This is a genomic window from Halobacillus sp. ABH2_015 (assembly GCF_056158945.1).
This window is the reverse complement of record NZ_JBSWUG010000002.1, coordinates 2,202,717-2,219,153: the sequence shown is the minus strand read 5'-3', so window position 1 is coordinate 2,219,153 and position 16,437 is coordinate 2,202,717. Positions and strand designations below refer to the sequence as shown.

At 48.0% G+C, this 16,437-nt stretch carries 19 protein-coding genes; all 19 read left to right on the top strand.

Annotated features, from left to right (window positions below; genetic code table 11):
- Window positions 1–55: 55 nt before the first annotated feature.
- The 19 genes from hrcA (at window position 56) to era (ending at window position 16,410) form a co-directional block, all read left to right on the top strand.
- The gene (hrcA, locus tag ACXAD6_RS11835; RefSeq protein WP_474969033.1) at window positions 56–1,078 is read left to right on the top strand and encodes a heat-inducible transcriptional repressor HrcA; all 1,023 of its coding nucleotides are present in this window, start codon (window positions 56–58) and stop codon (window positions 1,076–1,078) included.
- Between the two features lie 125 nt (window positions 1,079–1,203).
- Window positions 1,204–1,749 (top strand): nucleotide exchange factor GrpE, encoded by a 546-nt coding sequence (gene grpE, locus ACXAD6_RS11830; protein WP_474969032.1) that lies wholly within the window; start codon window positions 1,204–1,206, stop codon window positions 1,747–1,749.
- A gap of 39 nt (window positions 1,750–1,788) precedes the next feature.
- Entirely contained in the window at window positions 1,789–3,618 is a 1,830-nt protein-coding gene (gene dnaK / locus ACXAD6_RS11825; protein WP_474969031.1) for a molecular chaperone DnaK, read from the top strand.
- A gap of 146 nt (window positions 3,619–3,764) precedes the next feature.
- Window positions 3,765–4,892, top strand: a complete 1,128-nt coding sequence (gene dnaJ / locus ACXAD6_RS11820) for a molecular chaperone DnaJ (RefSeq protein WP_474969030.1) — start codon at window positions 3,765–3,767, stop codon at window positions 4,890–4,892.
- A gap of 138 nt (window positions 4,893–5,030) precedes the next feature.
- Window positions 5,031–5,969, top strand: a complete 939-nt coding sequence (gene prmA, locus ACXAD6_RS11815) for a 50S ribosomal protein L11 methyltransferase (RefSeq protein ID WP_474969029.1) — start codon at window positions 5,031–5,033, stop codon at window positions 5,967–5,969.
- Window positions 5,970–5,975: 6 nt separating this feature from the next.
- The gene (locus tag ACXAD6_RS11810; RefSeq protein ID WP_474969028.1) at window positions 5,976–6,722 is read left to right on the top strand and encodes a 16S rRNA (uracil(1498)-N(3))-methyltransferase; all 747 of its coding nucleotides are present in this window, start codon (window positions 5,976–5,978) and stop codon (window positions 6,720–6,722) included.
- 88 nt (window positions 6,723–6,810) lie between these two features.
- On the top strand, window positions 6,811–7,482 hold the full coding sequence (gene deoC / locus ACXAD6_RS11805; RefSeq protein WP_474969026.1) for a deoxyribose-phosphate aldolase: 672 nt from the start codon (window positions 6,811–6,813) through the stop codon (window positions 7,480–7,482).
- Window positions 7,483–7,560: 78 nt separating this feature from the next.
- Window positions 7,561–8,127, top strand: a complete 567-nt coding sequence (locus ACXAD6_RS11800; protein WP_474969025.1) for a flavin reductase family protein — start codon at window positions 7,561–7,563, stop codon at window positions 8,125–8,127.
- 93 nt (window positions 8,128–8,220) lie between these two features.
- Window positions 8,221–8,394 carry a 30S ribosomal protein S21 gene (gene rpsU, locus ACXAD6_RS11795; RefSeq protein ID WP_027955353.1) on the top strand — a complete coding sequence of 58 codons (174 nt, stop codon included), beginning with the start codon at window positions 8,221–8,223 and terminating at the stop codon, window positions 8,392–8,394.
- 20 nt (window positions 8,395–8,414) lie between these two features.
- A complete protein-coding gene (locus ACXAD6_RS11790; protein WP_027955354.1) occupies window positions 8,415–8,861 on the top strand; it encodes a GatB/YqeY domain-containing protein in 447 nt (148 codons plus the stop codon).
- 159 nt (window positions 8,862–9,020) lie between these two features.
- Window positions 9,021–10,328 carry an NfeD family protein gene (locus tag ACXAD6_RS11785; RefSeq protein WP_474970419.1) on the top strand — a complete coding sequence of 436 codons (1,308 nt, stop codon included), beginning with the start codon at window positions 9,021–9,023 and terminating at the stop codon, window positions 10,326–10,328.
- Between the two features lie 14 nt (window positions 10,329–10,342).
- Window positions 10,343–11,314 carry a flotillin-like protein FloA gene (gene floA / locus ACXAD6_RS11780; protein WP_474970418.1) on the top strand — a complete coding sequence of 324 codons (972 nt, stop codon included), beginning with the start codon at window positions 10,343–10,345 and terminating at the stop codon, window positions 11,312–11,314.
- Window positions 11,315–11,342: 28 nt separating this feature from the next.
- Entirely contained in the window at window positions 11,343–11,876 is a 534-nt protein-coding gene (locus ACXAD6_RS11775; RefSeq protein ID WP_474969024.1) for a hypothetical protein, read from the top strand.
- A 70-nt stretch (window positions 11,877–11,946) separates the two neighbouring features.
- On the top strand, window positions 11,947–12,240 hold the full coding sequence (yqfC, locus tag ACXAD6_RS11770) for a sporulation protein YqfC (RefSeq protein ID WP_027955358.1): 294 nt from the start codon (window positions 11,947–11,949) through the stop codon (window positions 12,238–12,240).
- 5 nt (window positions 12,241–12,245) lie between these two features.
- Window positions 12,246–13,427 (top strand): sporulation protein YqfD, encoded by a 1,182-nt coding sequence (gene yqfD, locus ACXAD6_RS11765; RefSeq protein ID WP_474969023.1) that lies wholly within the window; start codon window positions 12,246–12,248, stop codon window positions 13,425–13,427.
- Window positions 13,428–13,429: 2 nt separating this feature from the next.
- Window positions 13,430–14,392 (top strand): PhoH family protein, encoded by a 963-nt coding sequence (locus tag ACXAD6_RS11760; RefSeq protein ID WP_474969022.1) that lies wholly within the window; start codon window positions 13,430–13,432, stop codon window positions 14,390–14,392.
- A 217-nt stretch (window positions 14,393–14,609) separates the two neighbouring features.
- Window positions 14,610–15,077: an rRNA maturation RNase YbeY gene (gene ybeY / locus ACXAD6_RS11755; protein ID WP_027955361.1), complete on the top strand. Its 468-nt coding sequence runs from the start codon at window positions 14,610–14,612 to the stop codon at window positions 15,075–15,077.
- Window positions 15,052–15,432: a diacylglycerol kinase gene (locus ACXAD6_RS11750; RefSeq protein WP_474969021.1), complete on the top strand. Its 381-nt coding sequence runs from the start codon at window positions 15,052–15,054 to the stop codon at window positions 15,430–15,432. The genes ybeY and ACXAD6_RS11750 overlap by 26 nt, the downstream gene beginning before the upstream one ends.
- A 72-nt stretch (window positions 15,433–15,504) precedes the next feature.
- Window positions 15,505–16,410 (top strand): GTPase Era, encoded by a 906-nt coding sequence (gene era / locus ACXAD6_RS11745; RefSeq protein WP_027955363.1) that lies wholly within the window; start codon window positions 15,505–15,507, stop codon window positions 16,408–16,410.
- Window positions 16,411–16,437 lie beyond the last annotated feature (27 nt).

Below are 16,437 nucleotides of genomic sequence, written 5' to 3'. Positions count from 1 at the left end.
TTTATTATTAGATTTAGCACTCACTTTAAACGAGTGCTAACAGAGGTGATCATCGATGTTAACAGATAGACAATTGCTGATTTTGCAAGTGATTATTGATGATTTCATTCTGACCGCTCAGCCGGTAGGATCGCGTACCATAGCGAAGAAAGAAGCTGTAACGTTCAGCTCCGCTACGATACGTAACGAAATGGCCGACCTTGAGGATCAGGGGTTTATTGAAAAGACCCATTCCTCATCCGGAAGGGTGCCTTCTGAAAAAGGCTACCGCTTTTATGTCGACCATCTGCTTTCTCCATTGCGGTTGTCCCAGCAGGAAATCGTTACGATCAGAGATGCCTTTAACGAAAAAATGATGGAGTTTGAAAGAGTGGTTCAAAAATCGGCGGGGATCCTGTCTGAAATGACCAACTACACCTCCATTATTCTTGGGCCGGAAGTTTTTGAAACGAAGCTGAAGCAGCTCCAAATCGTTCCACTCTCTGATTATTCTGCGATTGCCATCCTTGTTACAGACACCGGGCATGTGGAGCACAGGGCTTTTAATGTACCTGTGGAAATGAAAGGCACAGACCTTGAGAAGATGGTCAACATCCTGAACCAGCGTCTGCAGGGGGTTCCCCTTGTCAAGCTGCACGAGAAGCTCTATACGGAAATTAACGCCTTGTTAAGACACCATACAGAGCACCATGAAGAAGCGTTCGCTTATTTAAGAGCCGCTCTTGTGGAAGACCACCCGACGAAGCTTTACATCGGTGGTAAGACAAACATTCTCATGCAGCCGGAATTCAGGGATCTGGAAAAGGTCCGGTCGCTTTATGCTACGATTGAACAGGAAAATGAAATGGCTGATCTGCTGCGTTCCGGTCAGGAAGGCATTCAAGTCAGAATAGGTCAGGAGAATCCATTCGATTCCATGCAGAACTGCAGCCTGATAACGGCCACCTATCATCTTGGCAACGATCAGATGGGGACCATCGCTTTATTAGGTCCGACGCGCATGGAGTACAACCGGATGTTTTCATTGATGAATGTACTATCCAAGCATATGACCAATACGTTCCGGGGCTGGTATTGACCCTGCGGACGGCAGAAGGAGGATGGGCGGGATTTCCCATCGCATCTTTTTGTGTGATGCTTTTTTAGGATATAGATTCATGTTATATTCATTAACGGTGTAATGGATAGTAGGAGGTGGAAGTCATGGAAGAGAACAAACAGGAAATCATTGATGAAAAAGATGAACAGCAGGAACCGGAAGAGGTTCAAGGTGAAGTAGTAGAAGAAACCGAAGAGTCTCAAGGGGAAACAGAGCAGCTCCGTCAGGAAAAAGAGGAGCTGAACAACCGGCTGATTCGTCTGCAGGCAGACTATGATAATTTCCGCCGTCGTACACAGAAAGAAAAAGAGGCGGATCGGAAATATCGATCTCAAAGTCTTATTGAAGAGCTGATTCCAGCTTTAGATAACTTCGATAGAGCCCTTCAGGTGGAGGTCGACAGTGACGCCGCCAAAAATCTTGCCAACGGTATGAAGATGGTCTACGACCAATTCAAATCCGCTCTTGAGAAAGAAGGCGTTGATGTCATCCCTGCACAGGGCGAGGAGTTTGATCCACACCTTCACCAGGCAGTGATGCAGGTAGAGGATGAAAACTACGGATCCAATATCGTAGTGGAAGAGCTCCAGAAGGGCTATCGATTGAATGACCGGGTTATCCGCCCGTCAATGGTAAAAGTAAACCAATAAAAAACAGGTAGATGAGTACGTAAAGGAGGACATTCAACCATGGGTAAAATCATAGGTATTGACTTAGGTACAACGAACTCTTGTGTAGCAGTGATGGAAGGTGGGGAAGCGAAAGTTATCCCTAACCCTGAAGGTAACCGCACGACGCCATCCGCAGTGGCATTCAAAAATGGAGAACGTCAGGTAGGGGAAGTAGCGAAGCGTCAGGCCATTACAAACCCGAACACACTTCTTTCCATCAAGCGTCACATGGGTACAGACTATAAGGTGGAAGTTGAAGGAAAAGAATACACACCTCAAGAGGTTTCTGCAATCATCCTTCAATACATCAAGAACTATGCTGAAGACTATCTTGGAGAAACCGTTGATAAAGCGGTGATCACAGTTCCAGCCTACTTTAACGATGCGGAGCGTCAGGCAACAAAAGATGCTGGTAAGATCGCTGGTCTTCAGGTAGAGCGTATCATCAACGAGCCGACAGCTGCAGCACTGGCCTACGGCATTGACAAGGAAGACCAGGATCAGACAATTCTTGTTTATGACCTTGGCGGCGGTACGTTTGACGTATCCATCCTTGACATCGGTGACGGTACATTTGAAGTAGTTTCCACAGCTGGTGACAACCGTCTTGGCGGAGACGACTTCGACCAAGTCATTATCGACCACATGGTAGCTGAATTCAAGAAAGAAAACGGCATTGACTTGTCCCAGGACAAAATGGCGAAACAGCGCTTGAAAGACGCAGCTGAAAAAGCGAAGAAAGATCTTTCTGGCGTAGCGCAGACGCAAATTTCCCTTCCGTTCATCACAGCAGGAGAAGCAGGACCGCTTCACCTTGAAATGAACTTGACTCGTGCGAAATTTGAAGAGCTTGCTTCTGATCTTGTTGAGCGTTCCATGAAGCCGACTCGTCAGGCTCTTAAAGATGCCGGCATGAGTGCAGGGGACATCCACAAAGTTATTCTTGTTGGTGGTTCTACACGTATTCCAGCCGTACAGGAAGCCATCAAGCGTGAAATCGGCCAGGATCCTTCCAAAGGTGTAAACCCTGACGAAGTTGTAGCACTTGGTGCCTCCATTCAGGGTGGTGTCCTTCAAGGAGATGTAAAAGATGTTGTTCTTCTTGACGTTACTCCACTTTCCCTGGGTATTGAAACAATGGGCGGCGTAACAACGAAGCTGATTGAACGGAACACAACGATTCCTACCAGCCACTCCCAGACGTTCTCTACAGCAGCAGATAACCAGACAGCTGTAGACATTCACGTCCTTCAAGGGGAGCGCGAAATGGCTCAGGACAACAAAACACTTGGACGCTTCCAATTGACGGATATTCCACCGGCACCACGCGGTGTTCCACAAATCGAAGTATCCTTCGATATTGATGCCAACGGTATTGTGAATGTTCGTGCTAAAGATCTTGGTACAAACAAAGAGCAGTCCATTACAATCAAATCTTCTTCCGGTCTTTCTGATGACGAAGTCGAAGACATGGTTCGTCAGGCAGAAGAAAATGCGGAAGAAGACAAGAAGAAACGTGAAGCTGTTGAACTTCGAAACGAAGCTGATCAGCTGATCTTCACAACAGACAAGACCATCAAGGATCTTGGTGAGCAGGTCAGTGAAGAGGAAAAGCAAAAAGCAGAAACAGCTAAGGAAGAACTTCAAACAGCCCTTGAAGGCGAAGACCTTGATGCCATCAGGGAAAAGAAAGATGCCCTTCAAGAGCAGGTTCAGGCACTTTCCGTTAAGCTTTACGAGCAGGCTCAGGCGCAGGCAGAAGCCCAGCAGGGTGAACAGGCCGGCGGAGCCGAGGAAGATGTCGTAGATGCTGACTATGAAGAAGTCAATGAAGACGACAAGAAGTAAGATAGCGTAGAAAAAAGTCAAAGTCAGGATCTTCTTGACTTTGACTTTTTTAATGAATAAGAAGGGGAAGGGGCGACGGTTGCCCACCCTACCCTTCAGTGTTAATATTAACGTTATGCAATAGCGTCCGGGAGAGTGATCTACAAGTGAGTAAACGTGACTATTATGAGGTGCTTGGTGTGTCCAAGGATGCCTCGAAGGATGAAATTAAGAAAGCCTACCGCAAGCTGGCTCGTCAATATCACCCAGACGTCAGCAAAGAGGAAAATGCTTCTGAAAAATTCAAGGAAGCAAAAGAAGCTTATGAAACCCTGAGCGATCAGCAGAAGAGAGCCCAGTATGACCAGTTCGGCCATGCCGGTCCGAACCAGGGAGGGTTCGGCGGATTTGGCGGAGGCGCCGAAGACTTCGGCGGCTTCGGTGATATCTTTGATATGTTCTTCGGCGGTGGAGGCCGCCGCCGTGATCCGAACGCCCCTCGTAAAGGTGCCGATCTGCAATATACGATGACCCTTCAGTTTGAAGAAGCCATCTTCGGAAAATCCACGGATATTGAAATTCCTGTAGAGGAAGACTGTGATACGTGTGATGGTTCCGGGGCGAAACCGGGAACTACACCGGAAACGTGTTCCCATTGTCAAGGTTCCGGCCAGATTAATCAGGAGCAGAACACACCATTCGGCCGTGTCGTAAACCGCCGTGTCTGTCACCACTGTCAGGGCAGCGGAAAAATCATTAAGGATAAATGTAATACGTGCGGCGGCGATGGCCGCGTGAAAACACGCAACAAAATCCACCTTGATATTCCTGCGGGTATTGATGATGGCCAGCAGATCCGTGTACAAGGCAAAGGAGAAGACGGGGCCAACGGCGGACCGGCCGGCGACTTGTTTGTTGTCATCCGTGTGCAGCCACATGAATTCTTCCAGCGTGAAGGCGATCATATCTTCTGTGAAGTGCCTTTGACCTTTGCACAGGCAGCTCTGGGTGACGAAATCCAGGTGCCTACCGTTCACGGGAATGTGAAGCTGAAAATTCCTGCCGGTACGCAGACTGGAAAAACGTTCCGCCTGAAAGAAAAAGGAGCACCGAACGTTCATGGCCGCGGCCAGGGTGATCAGCATGTGAAGACGAAAGTCATCACACCGAAGAATCTGACCGAGCGCCAAAAAGAGCTGCTTCGTGAATTCAATGATATTAGTGGAAATGAAGCCGCTGAAGAACAGCACGGCAATTTCTTTGAGCGAATGAAGCGCGCCTTCAAAGGCGACTAAGGATGTATCAGAGTCTGTACGATGGAATTTGCAGGTGATTTCCGATTCAATGTCCTGTTTTCATCGTGCAGACTTTTTTTGAGAGGGAAGAAAAGGCCTGCGGGCTTTTTTAGATATAAGAGAAGAGGGTGGAGTGTAATGAAATGGTCTGAAGTCTGTGTTCATACGACGACAGAAGCGGTTGAACCTGTATCAAACATCCTGCATGAATCCGGTGCCAGTGGAGTCGTCATTGAGGACCCCGCTGATATGCAGCGCAGGAAAACGAAGCTTGGAGAAATTTATGAGCTGAACCCCGCTGACTATCCGGCGGAAGGTGTTTATGTGAAGGCTTATATGCCTATGAACAGCTTTCTTATGGAGACCGTTGATGGAGTGAAGAAAACCATCAGCAATCTAACTGAATTCGGCATTGATATCGGCCGTAATGAAGTGACGATCCAGGAAATCCATGAGGAGGACTGGGCAACAGCTTGGAAAAAGTATTACAAGCCCGTTAAAATATCCGAGAAAATCACCATCATTCCTGAATGGGAGGATTACACACCTGTATCCAGTGATGAAATTATCATAGAAATGGATCCGGGAATGGCCTTTGGTACAGGGACTCACCCGACAACGGTGCTGAGCATCCAGGCGCTTGAACAGTATTTGGAAAAGGGAGATGTCGTCGCTGATGTCGGTGCCGGCTCCGGAATTCTGAGTGTAGCTTCCGTCCTCCTTGGAGCCGAGCATGCGTACGCCTACGACCTGGACGATGTGGCGGTTTCGAGCACGAAAAACAATGCCGCGCTGAATGGTGTCGAAAACCAGGTGACTTCCGAAGTGAATGACCTGCTTGAAGGGGTGGATTGGGAAGCAGACTTGATTGTTTCCAACATTCTTGCTGAGATTATTGTGAAATTCACAGATGATGCGTTCCGCGTCGTAAAACCAGGCGGCTATTTCATTACGTGCGGCATCATCTCTGCCCGCAAGGAAATGGTACGCGATCGTTTAATTGAATCAGGCTTCGACATTGTGGAAACAAATAAAATGGAAGACTGGATCAGCATTATCGCTAAAAAGCCGGAGTGACCCCCTATGCAGCGCTATTTTATAGACGCTCCGTACTGGAGTGATACGTCGGTAACCATTGCCGGGGAAGATGTCCATCATATCAGCCGAGTAATGAGGATGGGAGAGGGCGGCCAGCTCATTGCGGTCCACCCTGTCCATGGACCTGCTGCATGTAGGATTGACAGTCTCTCTGAGAAGATTGTCTGCTCCATCACCCATTGGATTGAAGAAGATCGTGAACTGCCTGTCAAAGTGACTGTCGCCGCAGGCTTAGGTAAAGGGGACAAGCTGGAACAGGTTGTTCAAAAGGGGACAGAGCTTGGTGCATTCTCCTTTATTCCTTATCAGGCCGACCGCTCTGTGGCCAAATGGGATGGAAAAAAAGCGCCCAAGAAAATTCAGCGGCTGGAGAAGATTGCGAAAGAAGCAAGTGAACAGTCAGAACGCACAGTCATCCCTTCTATCTCCGGACTATATTCCATGAAGGACATTACGGACTTGAAAGCATCCCATGACTGGTGCTTGTTCGCCCATGCAGAGGAAGCGAGGATTGAGTCTGAGCAGGAGTTTTCCGAAGTTCTGCGCAGCATTCGACCCGGCGACTCCATCGCTGTCATTTTTGGTCCGGAAGGCGGCTTTTCTGAAAAAGAAGTGGAAGCCTTCAAGAACGCCGGATTCTTATCCATCCGGCTGGGACCGCGCATTCTGCGGATGGAAACAGCTCCGCTTTACTTTTTATCCGCTTTGTCCTACGTGTTGGAGGAAGCCTGAACCACTTCGTTAACTCTCGCAATCAAACCGCTTTCATGCTAAGATAGTGGAGAGGTACGTACAACCTATGATAAAGGAGCGTTTGGAAATGGAACAAAATCTTGCAAAAATGATTGATCATACACAGTTGAAACCAGATACACCGAAAGAAAAAATTACACAGATTTGTGAGGAAGCTAAAGAGAGCAGCTTCATGTCTGTCTGTGTCAACCCATACTGGGTGGAATATTGCGCAGAACTGCTGGCGGATACAGATGTAAAAGTCTGCACAGTCATCGGCTTCCCGCTTGGAGCCGTTACGAAAGAAACAAAAGCTTTCGAAACGAAGCAGGCGATTGAAAAAGGAGCCACAGAAGTGGACATGGTGATCAACGTTGGAGAGTTGAAATCAGGAAATTACGACAACGTGCAGCAGGATATCGAAGCTGTCGTTCGTGAAGCTGAAGGAAAAGCTCTTGTGAAAGTCATCATTGAAACCTCTCTTCTAACGGAAGAAGAAAAAGTGAAAGCTTCTGAATTGGCGAAAGCAGCTGGAGCTGATTACGTGAAAACATCCACTGGATTCTCTGGTGGTGGAGCTACGGTGGAGGATATCAGCTTGATGCGCAAAACCGTAGGACCGGACATGGGGGTTAAAGCCTCTGGAGGCGTCCGTGATTATGAAGGAGCTAAAGCGATGATTGAAGCCGGCGCTACACGTATTGGTGCAAGCTCTGGTAAAGCAATTATCAGTGGTGGACAAGGAACATCTGATTATTAAAATGTCGAAAGCGGCCTCTTACGGCCGCTTTTTTTAATTTCCTTTTTTTGATACACTATTTAAAAAAGGAAGAATGGAATGGAAAAACAATCATTGAAAATGCACAGCTATCCAGGAATGGTGGCCGTTGTAGGCAGTGAGTGTAATGGAGAAGTGAATTTCATGTCAGCCGGGTGGCATTCCTTTTTATCTATGGAACCGCCGATGTATGGAGTGGCGGTGGGAAGAGAACGTTATTCCTACCAGCTGATCCAGGAGGCCGGTGCATTCACGATTAATTTTCTGCCTTATGAGGAGGCGGCTTTTATTCAATATGCCGGAAGTACATCCGGGGTGGATACGGATAAAGCTTCCAGTTTCGGTCAGGCATGGAAAAGAGGGAAGGACGGAGGTCCCGTCCTGGAGAGGGCCTACCTTAGTTATGAATGCAGCCTTGATCAGATGATTCCAACCGGAGATCATGACTGGGTGACCGGGACCATTACCTCCTGTTCCTACATTCCTGAAATTTTTAATAACAGAGGTCTTCCCAATTTTAAAAACCTTCACATTCCTTTATATTTAGGTCGTTCCGAGTACATAAAGCTTGATGAAAAGATAAAAAAACAATCCTTCATCGACCCTTTTTCTTATAAAAAAAGTTGACCATCCTTAATCCATATACTATAATTGTCAAAGGTATGGGAGGTCCCATACAAGAGAAACAGTTTTGTTTGCTTCGGAGGGAGGGAAATTAGCATGTCAAATACAACTCGCGTTCGTAAAAACGAGTCTCTTGAAGATGCTCTTCGTCGCTTTAAGCGTTCTGTATCAAAGAGTGGTACATTAGCGGAATATCGTAAGCGTGAATATTACGATAAGCCTAGCGTACGCCGTAAGAAAAAGTCTGAGGCGGCTAGAAAGCGTAAGTAATCAAAGAGGGTGTTGAATAGATGACGATCACTGACCGTCTGACCCAGGACATGAAAACAGCCATGAAGGCGCGGGATAAGGAAAAATTATCTACAATCCGCATGGTTCGGGCTTCTATGCAAAATGAAGCAATTAAATTGGGTAAAGATTCATTATCTGAAGAAGAAGCATTGACTGTTTTATCTCGTGAGGTAAAACAGAGAAATGATTCCCTCCATGAATTCAAAGAAGCTGGACGTGACGATCTTGTAGAAGGACTCGAGCGTGAAATTGAGATTTTACAAGTATATATGCCGAAACAGCTCACTGATGAAGAACTTGAACAGATTGTCAATGAAACAATCGAGGAAGTAGGAGCTGCTTCCAAGAGCGACATGGGCAAGGTGATGAGTGCCATCATGCCTAAAGTAAAAGGCAGAGCCGATGGTTCACAGGTCAATAAGTTCGTTCTTCAGCAATTATCGTAAATATAAAAGGCCTCTCTGTAGAAAGAGAGGCCTTTTTATTTTTAAACGAAACTTTTTACTTTGTCATTCGTATAGGAAGTATACGGAGGGGAAGATAAAAGAGGGGGTGATTGTTCGATGACACGAACTTGGCGTTTACGACTCTGGCTGACATTGTTTATGCTTGGAACCGCCGCTTCTTTGGTGCTCAGTTTTGATTTTGCTGCAGCAGAAGGAGAAGGGGAAACGGTTTACGTCATTCCGGTTGAAGATACCGTCGAACGTGGAATGGCCGCTTTTTTGAAGAGGACGACAGGTGAAGCTGAGGAAAATGGTGTCGATCACATTATTTTTGAAGTGGATACACCCGGAGGCCGTGTCGATGCGGCAGGAGAAATTGGAGAAATTTTTCAGGATCTTGATATACCTAACACAGCGTTTGTAACGAGCCGTGCCTACTCGGCGGGTTCCTACATCGCCTTGAACGCCGATAACATATACATGAAGCCGCAGGCGACTATGGGGGCTTCCGGAGTGATCAACTCAGATGGGACAGCGGCTGATAAAAAGGCCCAGTCCGCCTGGATTTCCTCCATGGCTGCTGCAGCAGAGACGAATGGAAGAGATCCACTTTACGCCCGTGCCATGGCCGATGCAGCCATCGACCTTCCGGATTACGGGGCTCCTGAGGGCGAGTTCCTTACCCTTGGGCCGGGGGAAGCGGAAGAAGTAGGCTATGCAGAAGGAATTGTCGAAGACCGGAACGAATTATTAAGTGAGCTTTCTTTATCCGGAGCGGAAGTGGTGGAGCAGAACCCGACATTATCAGAAAACGCAGCCCGTTTTCTAACAGATCCGGTTGTCATACCGATATTATTATCAGTGGCCAGTCTCGGCCTTGTGGTGGAGCTTTACTCACCAGGGTTCGGCATCCCGGGAACGATGGGCGTTACAGCTCTTGTGCTGTTTTTCTATGGTCATATTGTTGCTGGTCTTGCCGGCTATGAGGCCATCATCTTACTCGTGCTGGGGATCGGTCTTATTGTTGCCGAATTCTTTCTGCCGGGTGGGATAGCCGGAATTGCCGGGGTAGCGGCCGTCGTCTTTTCTCTGATGCTTTCTTCAGCGGACATGGGACATATGGCGATGAGCATTGGTATTGCACTTCTGGTAACTGTAATAGTATCTGTCATCCTGTTTAAGACGATGGGGCTTGAACGTGGCTTTTTCCGGCACATCATTCTGAATGATTCCACCTCATCAGAGCAGGGATATGTTTCATCGGTCAACCGTCTGGATCTGATTGGTCTTGAAGGGACAGCCGTGACACCGCTGCGGCCGTCGGGAACGGCTGAATTTGACGGCGAACGGCTGGACGTCGTTACCGAAGGTGTCTTTATCGGAGTGAATCAGAAAGTAAAAATCATGAAAACCGAAGGATCACGAATCGTGGTCCGTGAACTGAAAAAAGAGGAGGAAACAACGTGACATTGCAGGAACTCATGCCGATTATCATTATCGGTATCATTATTATCGTACTGGCTGTGCTCTTCACATTTATCCCGGTCATGCTCTGGATCAGTGCCCTGGCAGCCGGAGTTAAGATCAATATCTTTACGCTTGTTGGAATGAGATTGAGAAGGGTTATTCCCTCCCGGGTCATCAACCCGTTGATTAAAGCCCATAAAGCCGGCGTCAACGTCAATACCAACCAGCTGGAAAGCCACTACCTTGCCGGTGGTAACGTCGACCGTGTGGTCAATGCGCTGATTGCCGCTCAGCGAGCGAATATCGAATTGAGCTTTGAACGCTGCGCTGCGATCGATCTGGCCGGCCGTGACGTTCTGGAAGCCGTACAGATGAGTGTCAATCCGAAGGTGATTGAAACACCATTTATCGCTGGTGTGGCGATGGACGGAATTGAAGTGAAAGCCAAAGCGCGTATCACCGTTCGTGCCAATATCGACCGTCTTGTCGGTGGTGCTGGTGAAGATACCGTCATTGCCCGTGTTGGTGAAGGAATTGTATCGACCATCGGTTCCAGTGAAAATCATAATAAAGTATTGGAAAATCCAGATCGTATTTCTCAAAATGTATTGAGCAAAGGGCTGGATGCAGGAACGGCATTTGAAATTCTCTCCATCGATATTGCTGATATTGATATCGGCAAAAACATCGGTGCGATTCTTCAGACCGACCAGGCAGAAGCGGATAAAAACATCGCCCAGGCGAAAGCAGAAGAACGACGTGCGATGGCTATTGCCCAGGAGCAGGAAATGCGCGCCCGCGTACAGGAAATGCAGGCGAAGGTTGTGGAAGCAGAAGCACAGGTTCCTCAAGCCCTTGCAGAAGCTCTTCGTACCGGAAAAATGGGCGTCATGGATTACATGAACTATCAGAACATCAATGCTGATACGGATATGAGAAATACGCTCGGCCGCACATCAGATGAAGAAGCCGAAGAAGATAAGTAAATCCTCGCTGACTTAAAGGAGCATGCATATGGCAGATCTTATTGAATTGATATTCAGTAATTTTGTCATCGTCGCTGCGATTATCGGTGGTATTATAAGCTGGTTCAGCGGGATGTCAAAAGAAAAGGATCAAAAGCCGGGAGCTCCGAAGAAACAAACGGCGCCCCGTCCTTATCCGAATAAGTCCCAGGGGGAACCGCAGCAGGAAAAAGAGGGTCAGCAAGATAAAGGAGGCCGTCTCCGCGAGTATTATGAAGAAAAACAGAAGCGTCTGGAAGAAATAGCGGAAAAATCAAGGTCTGACGCTTCTGGATACAACAATGGCCGGAGCATAACGGATTCTCCGGTCTATAACGCAGAGAAATCCAGCCCGATGGAGGAAAACCCTCCGGCAGGCCGGAAAGCCTCGACGAAGGCTCCTCCGTTAACGACGGACGGCCCTCTGGTAGAGCAGGCGCGGAAGTGGGATAAGAAAAAACTGGCCGAAGGAATTGTAATGGCTGAAATTCTTGGACCCCCGCGTGCGCACAAGCCGCATCGCTCGCATCCCCGAAAAAGATAGACGAACGCCCGAATTGTAGTGATACAATTCGGGCGTTTTTCGTATAAATGAAAAGAAGGGGGGGCGTTGTATGCCAAAATGGCAGCAGCAGATTAGAACATGGATCGGCCGTTACTTTGACCTTCCGGCTGATGTGATGCTGGATTTACCACGAATTACTACGATCGGCTCCATACATGTCTACATAGAAAATCATACAGGCCTCCTGCATTTTTCAGAGGAAGAAGTAAGGATTCAATACAAAAAGGGCCAGGTCCGGATTGTTGGCAGAGACCTCGGAGTGAAAATGATGCTGAAAGAAGAACTCCTCCTGGAAGGGGAGTTGAAATCTGTCGAGTTTTTTCCTGATTCCAAAGGAGGATGAGTCTTATGGGAAACCAGCGGGGATTTGTTGAGGGTGTGTTAACCATCGAGGCTTCCGGTCCACTGCTGGAACCTTTTTTACAGGCGTGCACGCGGCGCGGGTGCAGGGTGACCAGTCTGAGGCGCCTGGATGAAACGACGGTCCGCTTCTCCATCCGGCTCAAGGACTGGAAAATCCTCCGATCGCTCCGGAGAAAATACAAGTGCCGCCTGACCATCAAGGAAGGGAAGGGCGTTCCTTTTTTATACAAGCTCATGCGGAGGCGGCTCTCCGTGGCGGCCGCTTTTCTGGCTGCGCTCGTTCTCATCTTTCTGGCGGCGAATACATTGTGGTCGATCAAGGTGGAGGGGTTGACGCCTGAATTAGAGGCAGCGGTTGAAAAGAAGCTGAACAGTTATGGAGTATCCCCGGGACGGTTGACCATCGGCATGAAGGATCCAAACGATATCCAGCAGATGCTGTTGGAGGATATTCCGGATCTGTTATGGATCGGGGTGAAAAAACAAGGGACAAGCTACCAGTTGTACGGTGTGAAAAAGACCAGGCATGATACGAATCAGGATAACCAGCCTTCCAATCTCGTCGCATCCAAGAAAGGGATGATCGTTCAGACCTTTATAAAAAAAGGCCGGCCGCTTGTGTCTGTCTATGATGTCGTAAAGAAAGGACAGGTCCTCGCCACAGGAGAACTTGTCGAAGAAGGGGATACGTTTGTCCACACAGAGGGGGATGTCACAGCAGAGACATGGTATCGGGTGGAGCAGGAGCTTCCCCTTCAGCAGATCGTTACACTCACTGACGGCACTGTAGAAACCGAGTATCACTTTAAAATTGGAGGCTGGTCTGTTCCGGTATGGGGGTGGTGGCGCGGAACGGATGGAAGCTACAGAGACGAAAACGTAACCACAGACTGGAGAATTTTTTCTTATTCCCTCCCTTTGAACATGAAACGCGTAGACCATTTTTCCATTGATACAGATGCGATGGAATTATCCCGCAAGGAAATCGAGAAAATAGGACGGAAGGCTGCGGGACAGAGCCTGCTGCAGGAGCTTGAACCGGGAGCGGAAATCAAAGATGAAAAAGTTTTGCACCTTAGTGAGGAGCATGGTAAAGTAAAATTAATCCTATTGTACAAAGTTTATGAAAACATTGCAGAGACCAAGTATATTAGTCAAGGAGATTGAGTATGCCGGAAGAGTTGAAAACAATGGACATCCAATTGGATAATACAACAGAAACTCTGGCCCTGTTCGGGACAGAGGACCGTAATTTAAAGCAAATTGAAGAACAGCTGCAGGTGACGATCATCTCCCGCGGCGGTCAGGTCCGGGTGTCCGGACAGGCGGAACATGTTCAATTAGTTGAGGATATTCTTCTGAGTGTCCTTGCTCTGATCCGTAAAGGACTGTCCGTGACAGAGCGTGACATTGTCTACGCCGTGGAACTGGCAAAAAAAGGGAAAATCAATCAGTTTGAAGCGTTGTTTGAAGACGAAATCACGAAAAACTCTAAAGGTAAGTCCATCCGGGTAAAAACTCTCGGTCAGCGGAATTATATTGCTGCTATTAAAAATCATGATCTTGTATTCGGAATCGGCCCGGCCGGAACCGGAAAAACATACTTAGCTGTCATTATGGCCGTCAATGCCCTGAAAAATGGAGACGTAAAAAAGATCATTTTGACACGGCCTGCCGTTGAAGCCGGGGAAAGCCTTGGTTTCCTGCCCGGGGATTTGAAGGAAAAAGTGGATCCTTATCTACGGCCGCTGTATGATTCTCTTCATGACGTTTTCGGAGCAGAACACACAGCAAGACTGATTGACCGGGGGACGATCGAGATCGCCCCGCTTGCCTATATGAGGGGCCGGACCCTGGATGATGCGTTTGCCATTCTGGATGAAGCGCAGAACACCACCCCTGAACAAATGAAAATGTTCCTGACCCGGCTTGGCTTTGGATCGAAGATGATCATCACCGGGGATATTACCCAGGTCGACCTGCCAAAAGGCGTAAAGTCAGGGCTGCGTGTAGCTGAAGAGACGCTTGGGTATGTCAAAGGTGCATCGTTCATTAAGCTTGATCAGTCGGACGTTGTCCGTCACCCGCTTGTACAGAGAATCATTGACGCATATGAAGGCGACAAACAATAAGACCCTCCCCGGGTCTTATTTCTTTTTGTGTCCGCTTACCATGAACCATTTGCCTTGGAGCATGACACCCTATATGATAGGGGGAGAGGGGAGCTTTTCACTTGGAAAAGCGGTCTTATGGCCGGAAAGAAAAAGGCCCATAATTACAACACCCTGCAGCAGACGCAGTTACTATGGATGAGGCTTAATAAGCCCTTAATAAGGAGGAAGACAAGTGATCACGATTGATTTTCACGATGAAACGAACTCTGTAGACGAAGCTTTTGTTGATATGATCCAGCGCATTCTTGAATTTGCAGGTGGACGGGAAGGCATCACTGGAGATGCTGAAGTATCGGTAAGCTTTGTTGACAATAAAGAAATTCAGGAACTCAACCGCAACTACCGCCAGAAGGATGAGCCGACAGACGTCATTTCCTTTGCCATGCAGGAGACAGGGGAAGGCGAAGTGGATATTCTGGATGAGAACCTTCCAATGATGCTCGGTGATATCGTCATCTCTGTGGACAAGGCCAAGGAGCAGGCGGAGGATTATCATCACTCTCTGGAAAGGGAATTCGGTTTCCTTGCTCTTCACGGGTTCCTCCATCTGCTGGGATATGATCATCTGAATGAAGAGGATGAAAAGAAGATGTTCACCCGCCAGGAGGACATTCTCCGTGAATTCGGGCTCCAGCGATCCTAAGAAAAAAGGAATAGGATTTGCCTATGCATGGAGAGGCATCAAACTGGTCTGGACATCGGAGCGAAATTTCCGCATTCATACCGCGGCTGCCATTCTGGCCTTAACAGCAGGCGGAATCCTGCGGTTATCCTTGGTGGAATGGGCTGTTCTTACGGTGACAATCGCTCTGGTCCTGACATTAGAGATGGTTAATTCCGCTATTGAAAAACTGCTGGACCACCTGCATCCGGACCGTCACCCGGCCGTGGGAGCTGTCAAGGACGTGGCGGCAGGTGCCGTACTTACGGCTGCCGGTGGATCTGTGGTCGTAGGTGTTTTCCTGTTCGGGCCGAAGCTCCTTGCTTTATTCATGTAACGGTAGACCTTACGGGATGTTATAATAGAATATAGAAGAACCTAAAGGTTAGATTTTATTGGAGGAACATGTATGACAGAGAATTTCAAATCAGGCTTCATTACGATTGTGGGCCGTCCGAACGTTGGTAAATCCACGTTCATGAACCGCGTAATTGGTGAGAAAATTGCCATCATGAGTGATAAGCCCCAGACAACGAGAAACAAAATCCAGGGTGTCTACACCGATGAAGAATCCCAGATGGTCTTTATCGACACCCCTGGTATTCATAAACCAAAGCACAAACTCGGCGATTTTATGGTGAACACAGCTGAAAATACGCTCAATGAAGTGGATGCCGTCCTGTTTATGATCAATGCAGAAGAAGGATACGGGCGCGGGGATCAGTTCATTATCGATCGTCTCCAACGCGTGAACCAGCCTGTCTTCCTGATCATTAACAAAATCGACCGGGTGCACCCGGACAAGCTGCTGCCGTTGATTGAGCAGTACAAGGACATGTATGATTTTGAAGAAATCATACCGATCTCCGCTCTCGAAGGTAACAACGTCAACCATCTGCTCGGGGTTTTAAAAAGCCATCTGCCGGAAGGTCCGCAGTTTTATCCGGAAGACCAGATTACCGATCACCCGGAGCGGTTTGTCATCAGTGAATTTATCCGTGAAAAGGTGCTTCACCTGACGCGGGAGGAAATTCCGCACTCGATTGCTGTAGTCATCGAAGGGATAAAGCCCAGGGAAGATGCTCCCGGCGTTTATATCCAGGCGGCGATCATCGTGGAACGTAAATCTCAAAAAGGGATCATTATTGGGAAGCAGGGCAGCATGCTGAAGGAAGTCGGCAAGAGAGCCCGTAAGGATATTGAATCCCTGCTCGGCAGTAAAGTGTATCTTGAACTGTGGGTGAAAGTACAGAAAGACTGGCGGAACAAGCAGATTCAACTCAGCGATTTCGGTTACAGGGACGACGAATACTAAAGGTTGGAAAAAATTAAGCCTTATAGA